Source organism: Thiospirochaeta perfilievii (assembly GCF_008329945.1).
GTDB classification, from domain to species: domain Bacteria; phylum Spirochaetota; class Spirochaetia; order DSM-2461; family DSM-2461; genus Thiospirochaeta; species Thiospirochaeta perfilievii.
Genome location: NZ_CP035807.1, coordinates 2,035,852 through 2,049,324 on the forward strand (window position 1 = coordinate 2,035,852; position 13,473 = coordinate 2,049,324).

Sequence of the window (13,473 nt, forward strand, 5' to 3'; positions counted from 1 at the left end):
GATATATTAATTGTAATATATTTATAGTTCAAATAAAATAAAAATATGAAAAAGATAATTAGTTGGAATGTTAACGGAATAAGAGCTGCAGAGACTAAGGGACTATATAAGTGGATGAAAGAAGAGAACCCTGATATTTTATGTCTGCAAGAGACTAAGGCCTATCCAGATGTTTTAACAAAGAAATTTATTGAGCCTAAGGGGTATTATAGTTATTTCGCCAGTGCAGAGAAAAAAGGGTACAGCGGAGTTGTTACATATTGCAAGGAAAAACCCTTAAGTGTAAATTATATGGGAATTGATGAATTTGACTCCGAGGGAAGGTATATAGAGCTTGAGTTTCCACAGTTTACTATTATTAATACATATTTTCCTAACAGCCAAAGCGAGGGAAAAAGATTAGACTATAAGTTAAGATTTAATAGTGCTATAATGGGTAAGATGAATAGCTTAAGGGATAATGGTAAAAAAGTTATCTTGTGTGGAGACTTAAATGTTGCTCATAAAGAGATTGATTTAGCAAACCCTAAAACTAATACTAAAAACCCTGGTTTTTTACCTGAAGAGAGGGAGTGGATGGATAGTTTTATTAATGCAGGTTATATTGATGTTTTTAGATTCTTTGATCCAACTCCAGGGAACTATACTTGGTGGTCCTATAGAACTAAAGCTAGGGAGAAAAATATTGGGTGGCGTATCGATTACTTTATAATTACTGATAATTTGTTAGATGAAATCGATAATTGTGAAATTTTAAATGAAGTAATGGGTAGTGACCATTGCCCCATAAGGTTAGATTTATAACATGACAAAGTTAGCATTTATTTCAGACATACATTCAAACCTACCGGCTTTAAGGGCTACAATAAAAGATATTAGAAGTCGAGGTATTAATAGAATTTACTGTTTAGGGGATATTATTGGTTATCACACCTATACAAATGAAGTTATAGACCTATTAAAGGATGAAAATGTAATATCTATTAAGGGTAATCATGATGAAGCAATAACAATGGAGAACTTTGATCGTAGTAGGGATGAAGATTTTGTACTTTATTGGAATTTTGATCGATTAACACAGGAGAACCTTACATATTTAAAACACTTACCTGACTATATAGAGTTTTCTGTTGAAGAAGTTTCAATCTGCTTAGTCCATGGAAGCCCTAGCTCTATAAGTGAATATATCAGAGAGAACAGTGCCGAAGCTTCTATTTATATATCTGAAATGAAATCTGATATACTATTATGTGCCCATACACATCTTCCTTATATTACAAAAAAAGATGGGAAACATCTTTTAAATAGTGGAAGTGTTGGAAAACCAAAATTTGGTAAACCAGAGTCTTCTTATATAGAGCTAAGTATAGATGGTAAGGTTATTGAACCTGAAATCATCACTGTTCCATATCCAGTTTCAGAAATTGTAGAGGATTTAAAGAGACACAACTTCCCAAAGAGTCTTATTAAAGCTCTAGAAACAGGTAATCCTTAAACTATTTAGCTAGTAATAATATTTCCATAATAACCTCTTTTGTGTAGGTTTTATCAATTCCCCACATTTGAGCTTGTTTATATGCTTTCTCGGAAATAGATTTAAAGCTGCTCTCTTCTATGTTATACTCAGAGAACCTAATAGGCGAACCTAATGAGTGGAACCAATTTTCTACAGCTTCTATCCCTTCATCTAAACTCTCTTTATTAAAAATCTCTTTAAATAGACGAAGGAACTGTGGTCTGTTATTATCCTTATACCATCTCATCCATGCGGGAATAACTATGGATAATCCAGCCCCGTGGGGTATGTTAAAGATACTTCCAACACCGTGTTCTAACATGTGGTTTGGAAATTGTGCTCCATCTAATCCTAGGTTGGTTGTTCCATTTAAAGCCATTGTTGCTGCCCACATAAATTCGGCCCTAGCATTGTAGTCCTGGGGATTTATTAAAATTAGCTCAGTCTTATCTTTTACTGTTTTAATTACACTCTCTTTTAAGAGGTTTATAAATGATGGTGACTTAGTAGATGTCAGATACCCCTCTATAGTATGAGCAAAGATATCTATGGCGCTATAAGCTGTGTAGTTTGGAGGGACTGTAAATGTAAGTTCTGGGTTCAATATGGAAACTTTTGGTTTTGTTAGTTCAGATTTAAGGCTAAGTTTTTCCTTTGTTTCACTATTTGTTAAAACAAATCCCCCGTTCATTTCACTTGCTGTTGCCGCTAGGGTAACTATATTATATATAGGTAGTGCCTTTTTTATTTGGGAACCATTATAAAAATCCCATATTTTTTGTTTATGAGCAATTCCTACTGCAATAGCTTTAGCTGAGTCCATTACAGATCCTCCTCCAACAGCTAAGACTGCTTGAACAGCACTCTTTCTTCCTAGTTCTGAGGCCCTATCAACATCTATAACTAATGGGTTTGGCCTGATTCCTGAGTACTCAACCACTTCAATTTTGTACTCATCTAATATACTTATAATACGACTATATAGACCTGTACTTTTTATTGATGATGTACCGTAGACAAATAGAATTCTTGTTATGTTGTCCTGGGTTAGTATCGACCCTATCTCTTCTTCCCTCTTTTTCCCAAACCTGATTTGTGTTGGAAGATTTAAATCAAAATTAGTCATCTATCTCTCCTTCTGACTTTTTTACTTTTATTAATAAAACTTTTCTTTCTTTATCTTCATAGCTATAGGATTCTACCTTCCCATTAAATTCTATTTTATCCTTTATATTATAACTATATTTATTAGGCCTTTTATCCCCTCTGGTTATCTCTGTTTCAAGTTCAATTTTGATATTTTTTAAAGTAGTGTTGATTATATTTGTCTCTGTCCAACTATATTTACCAACACCTTCTAGGTCTGAAATAGTATCATATCCTGTATAAAAGAGATCATTTTTGGTATAATATTGATTCTCGACATATCCACTAAAACTATAATATTTGTTACTAACTGTATTGAATTTAAGAAATCTTTTATCATTAGTATTGTAAAAATCTGTATCTTCAAAATTTAACAACATAGGTCTAGACCATTTTTGGTCTACAGGAATAATAATGGATTCTTGTTGAAATAGATCTAACCTATTTTTAAACTCACTATTACTCTCTATTCTAAGACTTATTTTTACTTCACCATTTCTAAACTCAGAGAAAATGACTTTTATTGGAGATTTTTTATCAAAGTAGGTATAAGTCCATGTTGGAAACCTCTCTGTACTAAAATTATATCTAAATTTATTTTCTATGTTTAACTCTCTTAATATAATAGATCTCTCTTCAATCTCTCCGGTTTTTTCTAGATACCAAAGCTTAAAAACACGGTTTTTTAAGATATTAACCCCATAAAAGAGCTCTCTATTATGACTGTCTATAGCCACATAGTCTCCTGTATATTTGGTAGAGATATCCTTAGATCCTCCACAACTTAATAGGTGTATAATTAAAATAAAATAGATTAGAAGTTTATTCATATTTAAAAATTAGCACACAATTGATATAAATAAAATCCCTTGAAATTAAAGCTTTTATAAGAGTTAATAAAATATGAAAAAGATTTTGTTTATAGTGGTTGCAGTTTTTTTTGTATCAGTTATTCCAGAGATTGTATCAGTTCGTCAAGGAGAGCTTCTATTTGATATAAAACAACCTTTTATACTTATAGCTAATTATTTTGATGTTTTAAGGTCTGGAGATATATTTTCGTATGTTATAAGGGGTAATAGTAGAAGTCTGATAGAGGTTTTCCCTCGCTTTTTTATTACGTCCTTTTTATACTTAAACATCTCACTATTCTTAGGGGTATTTATAGGAGTACTCTTAGGGCTTCTTCTATCTAATTATAAAACTTTTAAAATTAGAAATACACTTAGTTTAATAGGATTTGTACCTGACTTTATACTGATAATAATTCTTCAGATTCTAGTTATAGTTTTAAATAATTTAATTGGATTTCGTCTTATTAAGGTCGCAACTGCAGGTGGCAGTTACGCAATAATATTACCCCTAATATCTATGTCTCTATTTCCTTTGATCTATATGATGAATATTGTTTCTGGAGAGACATTCAAAATCCGTGGGCAGAGTTATGTTTTATATGCCAAGGCTAAAGGGTTAGGAGACCGCTATATTTTTTTTAAACACATATTACCTGGAATTTTCCCTCTAATCATTGGAGAAATCCCTAGATTAACTGGGCTTATTATAGCAAATTTGTTCATTGTAGAAAGACTATATAATATTTCTGGAGTTACCCGTTTACTTTTTTATGTTTTAGGAGCAAATGGAGGATTGAAATATGAAATTGATTTTGTTCAGCCCCATGTTGTTGTGAACGTACTTTTTGGTTTTGTTATTTTATATTTTTTATCCTACAGTTTATTAAGTTTTTTTGTAAAAGGTGTTAAAAAGGTTGTTTGCAATGATTAGACTTAAATTGGCATTATTACTGTTTTTACTTGTAGTTGGAATCTCTATCTTTGGTTCCTATTTGGCTCCCTATTCTAAGACATTCCAAGAAAATATAAGGATAGAGGTTGTTGATAATAAAGAAGTATATCTTTATAGCCCCCATGCCCCTAATTTAGAGCATCCTTTTGGAACAAATACCTGGGGGTATGACCTATTAACAATAATTCTTTATGGCTTTAAATATACATTGATTGTTGCATTTTTTGGGGCACTTTTAAGGTTTTTATTTGGTCTTCTTATTGGTCTTCCTTTAAGTTTTAAAGATAAACTTAAAGGTCTAGATTTAAATGTTCTAAATAGCTTCCCTCTGTTTATTTTAGCCTACTTCTTTTTATTTAGAATAACCATAGATTCATCTCTTCCATTTAATGTGATCTTTATTTTTCAAGTTTGTGTTATCTCTTTTTTAGGACTTCCTCATACTATAGCTTCAATTAAAAACTTCTCTAAACTAATATTAAAAGAGGGGTTTATCGAAGCGGCTAACTCCTTAGGTGCCAGTAGATCTAGGATTATTTTTAAGCATATTATCCCTAATATTTACGAAAAATTATTAATTCTATTTATTAGTGAGATGATAGGAATATTAAACATTGTTGGACAGCTTGGAATATTTAATCTATTTATTGGTGGAACTAGGATATCTAAGGATCCTGTTCTATATTACTCTATTACAAATGAGCTTGCAGGATTAATTGGTCAAGGAAGACATCATTTAGACTATTCCCAGTGGTTGTTACTTTTCCCTCTTTTAGGTTATCTACTAATACTATTTACTTTTCACTTTTTACAAACAAGTATTGAGTCCTATTTTAGGTTTCGAAGTAAACAGGCTGTGTATATATAAAAAAAGGACTACCAAAAGGTAGTCCCGAAATCCAATAAAAAAGGAGGAAACTAAGATTTCTTTAAATATTTTTTTGTATCTAATGCAACAGCTGCAACAATAATGATACCTTTAATTATGTACTGATAATACATGTCTAAACCGATAAATGTCATACCATAACTAATGATAGTAAACATTAAAACACCTACAATAGCCCCAGAAACTTTTCCAATTCCACCACTAAATGAGATTCCACCAACTACACAAGCTGCTATTGCATCTAGCTCATAACCAAAACCTGTACCGTTGTTTGCACTACCTATTCTAGCTGCTTCTAAGAAACCACCTAAACCGTATAGAACTCCACCAAAAACAAATACAAGAATTGTTGTTCCTGTAACATTTACACCAGAAACTTTAGCTGCCTCAGGATTCCCTCCAACAGCATACATATTTTTACCAAATGTGGTTTTATTCCATAACACCCACACGAGACCACTTGTTAGAATTGCAAATATTACAATATTAGGAATACCTAGTGTAGTTCCAATTACAAGGTTAGTATATCTATCATCAAATCCACCAATAGGTTGTGGTCCTGGTGCACCAGATGCGAAGTATATAGAAAGAATACCGTATAGCGTAATCATCATACCCATTGTGGCTAAAAATGGGTGAATCTTATATTTTGCTACAACCCATCCATTAACTCCACTAAAAAAACCAGTTATTATCATTACAATAATTAAAGGAACAATTAATGGTAGTACTGCCATATCTGGATAGAATCTATTTGCATAATCTGGCCTTTGTAACATAGAACCAGCAACAACTGCTGCAAAACCAACCATTCTACCAAGGGAAAGGTCTGTTCCTTGTAAGATAATAATACCTCCAACTCCAAAAGCTAGAATTAATCTAACAGAAGATTGGGTTAAGATATTTTTAAAAACGTGAATTGATAAAAACGCAGGTTCTCTTATGATTATAAAAATAATTATTGCAAATATAACTATATAAATAGCATTATTTGTTAACATTTCCTGCCACTGACTCTTAGTCCATTTTAAGAACTTTTTTTCACCCGTTGTACTTACACTACTCATACTTCAGCCTCTTCATTATTATTTAAGTATTTTGTTGAAAGGTTAAAAATTTCTGTCTGTGTTGTTTCGTCAGTATTTACGATTCCAGCAACATGTCCATTACTCATAACCATTATCCTATTTGTTATTCCTATTAATTCTGGCATCTCAGAAGATACTACAATTATTGATTTACCTCTGTTGGCTAGGTCTATTATAAGCTGATAAATCTCATATTTTGCTCCAACATCAATACCTCTTGTTGGCTCATCTAATAAAAGAATATCTGGCTGTGTTAATAGCCATCGACCAATAATAACTTTTTGCTGATTACCACCACTTAGATTTCTGATTCTCTCTCTTCTATTTGGTGTTTTTATCCGCATACTCTTAATTTGTACATCTGTATCAGCCTTCATTTTTTTATCATTTAAAAGACCAAATCGATTTTTGTACTCATTTATATTAGATATGCATGAGTTGAATGTTATATCTGCAACAGGATAGATTCCTGTCTCTCTTCTCTCTTCTGTTAATAGAGCGAATCTATTACCAATAGCTTTATTTGGTGTAGAGTTATCTATAAGCTTACCATCAATTGAAATTTCTCCACTCTCAGTTGTTCTTGCTCCAAATATAGCTTCAATAAGTTCTGTTCTTCCTGCACCTACTAAACCTGCAACACCAAGGATTTCACCCTTTCTAAGGTCAAAGCTAGCATTTTTTACAATAGGTGCATACTTAGTTGTTAGGTTCCTGACAGACATATGTATCCCCTCTGGGACATTTGTCTTTGGTGGAAATCGATCATCTAAGTCTCTACCAACCATCATATTAACTATTTTTTCCATAGTTAAATCTTCGATTTTCTCAGTTCCTATATGGGTTCCATCCCTTAAAACAGTAACATCATCGGAAACCTCGAAGATCTCTTCCATTTTATGTGAAATATAGACAATACCAACACCTTCGTCTCTAAGTACTCGCATTATTGCAAATAACATCTCTACTTCATGTGCTGTCAAAGACGATGTAGGCTCGTCTAATACAATAATTTTTGCATCATAGGAAACAGCTTTTGCTATTTCTACCATCTGTCTTTGGGATACAGATAGTTTATCTAACCTAGTTTTAGGATTTAAGTGTATATTTAACCTTTTGAATAGGTCTAATGTATCGTTGTGCATCTTTTTTTCGTCTATAAATAGACCTTTAGTTGGATAACGACCTAACCAGATATTGTCTGAAATTGTTCTTTTTGTTACCTGGTTTAACTCTTGATGCACCATGGATACGCCATTCTCTAGGGCATGTTTTGGGTCTGTGAAGTTGAATTGTTTACCCTCTAAAAAAAATTCCCCTGCATCTTGTTTATAAATACCGAAAAGACATTTCATTAGTGTAGACTTTCCAGCTCCATTTTCACCCATTAAGGAGTGAACTGTTCCCGGCCTAATGTTTAGGCATACATTTTTAAGAACTGTTACACCGGCGAATGACTTGCAAACATTTTTTATACTTAACAAATAATCTTCTTGCAAAAGAAATACCTCTCTGTATCAAAGATATATAAGGGAGCGAATTAACACTCCCTTAAAAATTAAACTCTATTATTTAAAATCCATATAGTTGTCTTTAGTAACAGCTACATATGGAACTCTAACAGCTTTTGTACCATTAGTTTGAACTTTCCAGTTTGTACCTTCAGTTACGTTTTTACCCATAGCTGCATTGATAGCTAAGTCAACTGTTGCTCTTGCTTGGTTTACACCATCATTAAGAACTGTTCCATCCATTTCACCATCAGCAATGTGAGTTAATGCCTGAGCTAATGCGTCTACACCGTAGATTGGAAGTCTAACACCAGCTGCTTTTTGAGCTGTAATAGCACCAAATGCCATACCGTCGTTATTAGCAATAACTAATTCAATGTCACTACCAAATGAAGATGTTAACCATGCTGCCATTTTGTCATTTCCGTGTACTGTAGACCAGTTAGGGTCAGCTTCTAAAGCTAATTGCTCAACTTCGATTCCTGCATCTCTGAATGCTTTTACTGATTCAACAGTTCTTGCTTCTGCATCTGGATGTCCTGGCTCACCTTTTAATAATACATATTGAACAACTCCGTCACCATTTTTATCCCAGCTAGGGTTTGCTTTCCAGTCTTTAACCATCATTTGTCCCTGGATAATTCCAGCTTCAGCAGAATCTGTACCTACATACCAAACTTTGTCATAAGAATCCATAACACCTGGCTCTGTAGCTTCTTTGTTAAATAAAATTAAAGGGATTTTAGCAGCTCTTGCTTTGTTTATAATAGCCTGTGCCGCCGCTGGGTCTACAAGGTTAATTGCTAATACATCAACACCCTTAGTAATAAAAACATCTACTTGGTCATTAAGTTTAGCTTGTTGACCTTCTGAGTCTACAATTTGAATCTCAACACCTTTAGACGGTGCATATGTTTCTAATTCTGGTTTAATAACACCATTCATAAAGTTATCCGCAAAGCTGTAGATGTTTGCACCAATAACAATTTTACCATCTTCTTTTTGACCGTTAGCAAATGTACTAAACGTAATCATAGCAACTAAAGCTAGTAGTAATGATTTTTTCATTTAAATCTCCTATTTTTTTATTTGGCATACAATTTTGTATCCCTTGATGTTTTAAATACTAGCACCGAAATGGGAGTCAACAATGTAATATACTCTTCAAAATTTGTTGAATTTTCTAAAATAGTAGGAAATTTGATATTTTTTTGCTCTTTTATTGTAAAATTCTATAATCAACTAAGATATATTTATCATCAATAAGTTGATACCCTACATCTTTGTATTTTTGTGGGTCTAGGATGTGTTGTGAAAGTTGTATTATAGCATCTGCCTGGAGTTTCGAGTCATTTACAACTGTTCCATATAGATATCCATTTTTAATTAGCTCTTCAGACTCTTGTAAGCCGTCAATCCCCACTACAGGGACCCAAAGCTTATCTTTTTGAAACATCCCTCTTTGCCTAAGTGCCATTATGGCTCCTATTGCCATAGAGTCATTATTAGATATAACAAGCTCTAACTGGTCCTGATATGAGTCGATAATCTGGTTAGTTTTATCGTAGGCCTCTGACCTACTCCAGTTAGCAACTGAAGTTTCTAATATTTTTAATTTATAGCCATCTTTTTTAAGGGTGTTAACAACTTCAGTTGTTCTTATCTCTGCATCTTGATGACCCTGCTCCCCTTTCAAAATTATAGCCTCAATTATACCGTTACCATTTATATCATACTGATTTAGCTCTTTTGGGTTATTCCCAAACCGATTCATAATAAGATTCGCCTGAATATGAGCCGATTGCTCACCCTTTGTTCCTACATAATAGACTCTATCCCAAAGGTTCATATCCTTTTCAAGGGGTTCTCTATTAAAAAATATTACAGGGATATTGTTTTTTTTGAGTTTTTTTATAATAGAATAGACTCCTAATCTATCAACTGGATTTATTATTAAAAGATCATCCTTTGCTTTAATTCTCTCCTCAATAAACTCATTTTGAGTAATTTGGAAGTTCTCAGAATCAATAATATTAATCTTATAGTTTTTATTAAATCCCTGTTGTATGTAGTTGGACATCTCATGTATAAAATTATCCTTCTGGTTATATATGAATATAGAAACTGTTTTTTCCTTACTACTACAACTTAAGATAAGTAGTGATAATATAATCATGATAATTTTTTTCAACTATTAACTCCTGTTTTGTCCAGAGGGATGATTAGTTTTATTATTGTAGATTCATCTAAAATACTTAATATTTTTAAATCTGCACTGTCTCCATAAAACAGTTTTAATCTTTGGTAAACATTTTTTAAACCAACACTTGTCTGCCTGTCTGCGCCCTCTAGCATAGAGTATATCTCTGATATTCTCTCTTCTGTAATCCCATAACCACTGTTTTCAACTTCAAAATAGAGATATTTCTCATCTTTATAGGATCTTATAGATATTAACTCCATATCATCTCCTACTCCATGGTATATTGCGTTCTCTACAATAGGTTGAAGTATTAGTTTCATTACATATAGATCCTCAACGTCATTTGAAACATCCATAGTGTACTTAAATTTATCAATATATCTAATTTTCTGTATTTTTAGGTAGTTCTCAACATGGGATATCTCATCTTTTACTAAAATTTGTGTAGCTCCACTTGAAATACTAATTCTGAAAAATCGTGCTAGGGCTACTACAGTTGTAATAACATCCTTAGACCGGTGATTCTCGGCTAGCCAAACTATTGAGTCTAAGGTGTTATATAAAAAGTGGGGATTTATCTGGTTTTGTAAGGCTCGTAACTCATTTTTCCTTGTCTCTGTCTGTTCTGCTACAACCTTATCCATTAAAGTACGGATCTCTTCTATCATACTATTAAATGATTTAGAGAGCCTTACTACCTCTTTTTGCCCATTTACTTCAACTTTTGAATCAAAGTTTCCTTCCTCAAGTTTTAACATACTATCTTTTAAGGTATTTAAAGGCCTAGTAATTCTTTTAGATATAAAAATAGAGATTATTGCTGTTAAAAATAAGCTTATAAAGAATATGAAAAATAGTATTAAAATCATCTCTTTTCTAGCTAGTGCAATATCATTAACATTATTAACAGTTACTATTCTCCACCTTGTGTGCACCAGTGTGTTTATATTTATATAATAATCAATAGAGTTAATTTTTGTCTTTAATCCACCAATAAAATTTTCAACAGCTATCTCAAGGCTATCAAGATATGGGATGTTTTCTGAGCTATTAGAGAGATATATTAAGTTATCTTTATCATTTAAAATGATTATATGTCCACCATTCCCAAGGTTGGTTTTTGCGGCCATATCAGTTAGGGTTTTAAAATTTAGTTCAATTAGTAGTATTCCAACTTTTTTCTCATTTCTTTGTACATACTCTACAGAACGGGAAAGAAAAATAACATTTTCATTGCTAGTTAGAGTAAAACTATTTGTATGAGGGGCAGAGAAGTGGGTTATGTTTGTCTCTTTTTTTGCCTCTTTAAACCAAACTTCTCCTAAAATTGAGTTAAAATACCTATTGTTTAAATCTGTTCCTAATACTTTTTCTCCATTATTGCTAAATAGAAATATCGATACAACGTCTTTTTTTATAGATGTATTATAATTAAATATATCTTGAAGTTTTTCAAAATTTTTATCTACATCCATACTAAGAGATGAGAACTGGATATAGTTAGCTGTCTCAATTACACTATTAATATAGTTTTCGTAGTTTAAAACAATCTGCTTATTAATCTCCCTGGATTGACTCTCAATCAGATCCTCGGTTCTACTAGAGAAAACGGCATAATAGACCGCACTAGTTAATAGTAAAACCACTATAACAATACTAATAGTAGCTATAAGTATGTTCTGACCAATAGTTGGGTTATATTTAAATCTCTTCTTCACGGTACTTCTTTGGGGATAGACCAACATACCTTTTAAAGCAGTGACTAAAGTAGTAAACATCCTTGAATCCACACTTTGTAGCTATCTCTACTATCCTATCTCCTTTAAGTCTTAAAAGCTCTTTAGCCTTTTCTATACGCACTTTTGTTAGGTATTTTACAAATGTTGTATCCTTATTTTTTTTAAATAGAAGACTCATATAGGATATACTTAGTCCTAACTCATCACAAACTGTTTCCATGGATATTTTAGGGTCATAATAATTCGTATCTATATACTTTACTGCATTATCTAATAACTTTTGTGAGTTAGTCATCTTTGTTTTAAGGTTTAACTCTCTTAACTTCAATAGGGTAGATAGAAACCAGTCAAAGATCTGTTCTAAGGAGCTAAACTGCATCATGGTACTTAGAATATCTCCTCCAATAACACTATTTAGATCCGCTTCTATAGAGTCTGCGAAATTTACAATTACATTCATAATGTTTATCATATACTGGTGATAGTTTGTTATGGACTTACTATCCCTAAGGGCTACTAACTTTATGGACTCTATAACATTTCTTACTTCGGATTCAGTTCCGAACTTAATATTATACTCTATATTCTTAATATCTGTTTCGCTAAGACTCAATACCTTTGGTTTATTTTCTTCTAGTTGATTAATGTAGATAATACGACCAGCATTTAGAAATTTACTATACTCAATAGCTTTTTCTGCCTCTTCATAAGCCTTAAAAAGACCTGAAAAATTTCTATGTAGGGAGCTTACTCCAATATCAATTTTTGCAGAAAGGAACTTCTCTGACATCTTTACCATCTCGTAAAAGACACTGTCTATCTCTTTTAAGAAGTAGTTTGATTTATCCTTAATAATTAGAACAATGCCACCATTAAATAAAAATGTGTAATACTCATATTTATATCTATCAAGAATAGATTTAACTGCGGACCTAACTGAGTACTTTGCCTTTTCAAAATCCATAATATCCCAGGATGTTGCAGACTTCTCAACTTTGATAAAACCTAAAATGTAGTTTGTATCATCTAGGGATATACCGTAACTCTTAAGGTTTTGTATCTCATCACCCTTTTCTGATCTTGATGATATAAGAAATGAGCTAAAATAGTTATCTATTACAAGAGGAATTGTCTCCTCGTATCTTTTTAATAAAGCCTCTCTGTTATACTTTTCTTTAAACTCAGCATCTAGCTCTATTTTAAGTTTCTTTAGAAATTTAGTAATATCGTTTTGAGTTATAGGTTTTGTAAGATAGCTAATAACATTTAATTCAATAGCTTCTCTTGCATAATCAAATTCATCGTATCCTGTTATAAAGGCGACTCTAGTGGTTGGAAAGTCCCGTTTAATAGTTGCTGCTAACTCTATACCATCGATAAATGGCATTTTTATATCAGTTAAGACAACATGGGGGGATAACTTCTCTATTAGATCTAGGGCATCATAACCATTACCAGCGGCTCCTACTACAGTAAAGCCGCTTTCTTTGGATATTTTAGAAGAGATCCTTCCCCTAACTTCGTCTTCATCATCTACTAGAATCATTTTATAAAATTCTTCCATAACTCTAGATT

12 protein-coding genes are annotated in these 13,473 nt (G+C 32.3%); 4 read left to right on the top strand and 8 right to left on the bottom strand.

Annotated elements, in window-relative coordinates; genetic code table 11:
* The first annotated feature begins 45 nt into the window (after positions 1-45).
* Together EW093_RS09320 and EW093_RS09325 are read left to right on the top strand one after the other, a co-directional pair.
* Positions 46-804: an exodeoxyribonuclease III gene (locus EW093_RS09320; protein ID WP_149568138.1), complete on the top strand. Its 759-nt coding sequence runs from the start codon at positions 46-48 to the stop codon at positions 802-804.
* Position 805: 1 nt separating this feature from the next.
* Positions 806-1,495 (top strand): metallophosphoesterase family protein, encoded by a 690-nt coding sequence (locus EW093_RS09325; RefSeq protein WP_149568139.1) that lies wholly within the window; start codon positions 806-808, stop codon positions 1,493-1,495.
* Between the two features lies 1 nt (position 1,496).
* Here the strand turns inward: EW093_RS09325 and EW093_RS09330 are convergent, their stop codons facing one another.
* Entirely contained in the window at positions 1,497-2,642 is a 1,146-nt protein-coding gene (locus EW093_RS09330; protein ID WP_149568140.1) for an iron-containing alcohol dehydrogenase, read from the bottom strand.
* Positions 2,635-3,492 (bottom strand): hypothetical protein, encoded by an 858-nt coding sequence (locus EW093_RS09335; protein WP_149568141.1) that lies wholly within the window; start codon positions 3,490-3,492, stop codon positions 2,635-2,637. Before EW093_RS09335 ends, EW093_RS09330 begins: the two co-directional genes overlap by 8 nt.
* Positions 3,493-3,565: 73 nt before the next feature.
* Between EW093_RS09335 and EW093_RS09340 the strand changes: the two genes are divergently transcribed.
* Together EW093_RS09340 and EW093_RS09345 are read left to right on the top strand one after the other, a co-directional pair.
* Complete coding sequence (locus EW093_RS09340; protein ID WP_149568142.1) at positions 3,566-4,447, top strand: ABC transporter permease subunit; 882 nt, start codon at positions 3,566-3,568, stop codon at positions 4,445-4,447.
* Entirely contained in the window at positions 4,440-5,336 is an 897-nt protein-coding gene (locus EW093_RS09345) for an ABC transporter permease subunit (RefSeq protein WP_149568143.1), read from the top strand. Before EW093_RS09340 ends, EW093_RS09345 begins: the two co-directional genes overlap by 8 nt.
* A gap of 50 nt (positions 5,337-5,386) precedes the next feature.
* On the opposite strand, the gene mglC is transcribed toward EW093_RS09345, so the two are convergent.
* The 6 genes from mglC to EW093_RS09375 form a co-directional block, all read right to left on the bottom strand.
* Entirely contained in the window at positions 5,387-6,424 is a 1,038-nt protein-coding gene (gene mglC, locus EW093_RS09350) for a galactose/methyl galactoside ABC transporter permease MglC (RefSeq protein ID WP_149568144.1), read from the bottom strand.
* Positions 6,421-7,929 (bottom strand): sugar ABC transporter ATP-binding protein, encoded by a 1,509-nt coding sequence (locus tag EW093_RS09355; RefSeq protein WP_246745020.1) that lies wholly within the window; start codon positions 7,927-7,929, stop codon positions 6,421-6,423. The genes mglC and EW093_RS09355 overlap by 4 nt, the downstream gene beginning before the upstream one ends.
* An 84-nt stretch (positions 7,930-8,013) precedes the next feature.
* Positions 8,014-9,024, bottom strand: a complete 1,011-nt coding sequence (locus EW093_RS09360; protein WP_149568146.1) for a substrate-binding domain-containing protein — start codon at positions 9,022-9,024, stop codon at positions 8,014-8,016.
* Between the two features lie 151 nt (positions 9,025-9,175).
* Positions 9,176-10,147 (bottom strand): galactose ABC transporter substrate-binding protein, encoded by a 972-nt coding sequence (locus EW093_RS09365; protein WP_149568147.1) that lies wholly within the window; start codon positions 10,145-10,147, stop codon positions 9,176-9,178.
* Positions 10,144-11,877 carry a cache domain-containing sensor histidine kinase gene (locus EW093_RS09370; protein WP_187759659.1) on the bottom strand — a complete coding sequence of 578 codons (1,734 nt, stop codon included), beginning with the start codon at positions 11,875-11,877 and terminating at the stop codon, positions 10,144-10,146. The genes EW093_RS09365 and EW093_RS09370 overlap by 4 nt, the downstream gene beginning before the upstream one ends.
* A complete protein-coding gene (locus tag EW093_RS09375) occupies positions 11,861-13,462 on the bottom strand; it encodes a response regulator (protein WP_149568149.1) in 1,602 nt (533 codons plus the stop codon). The genes EW093_RS09370 and EW093_RS09375 overlap by 17 nt, the downstream gene beginning before the upstream one ends.
* Between the last annotated feature and the right edge of the window lie 11 nt (positions 13,463-13,473).

Coding starts and splice junctions, on each gene's coding strand:
- EW093_RS09320 (WP_149568138.1), top strand. CDS start 46: ATGAAAAAGATAATTAGTTGGAATGTTAACGGAATAAGAGCTGCAGAG.
- EW093_RS09325 (WP_149568139.1), top strand. CDS start 806: ATGACAAAGTTAGCATTTATTTCAGACATACATTCAAACCTACCGGCT.
- EW093_RS09330 (WP_149568140.1), bottom strand. CDS start 2,642: ATGACTAATTTTGATTTAAATCTTCCAACACAAATCAGGTTTGGGAAA.
- EW093_RS09335 (WP_149568141.1), bottom strand. CDS start 3,492: ATGAATAAACTTCTAATCTATTTTATTTTAATTATACACCTATTAAGT.
- EW093_RS09340 (WP_149568142.1), top strand. CDS start 3,566: ATGAAAAAGATTTTGTTTATAGTGGTTGCAGTTTTTTTTGTATCAGTT.
- EW093_RS09345 (WP_149568143.1), top strand. CDS start 4,440: ATGATTAGACTTAAATTGGCATTATTACTGTTTTTACTTGTAGTTGGA.
- mglC (WP_149568144.1), bottom strand. CDS start 6,424: ATGAGTAGTGTAAGTACAACGGGTGAAAAAAAGTTCTTAAAATGGACT.
- EW093_RS09360 (WP_149568146.1), bottom strand. CDS start 9,024: ATGAAAAAATCATTACTACTAGCTTTAGTTGCTATGATTACGTTTAGT.
- EW093_RS09375 (WP_149568149.1), bottom strand. CDS start 13,462: ATGGAAGAATTTTATAAAATGATTCTAGTAGATGATGAAGACGAAGTT.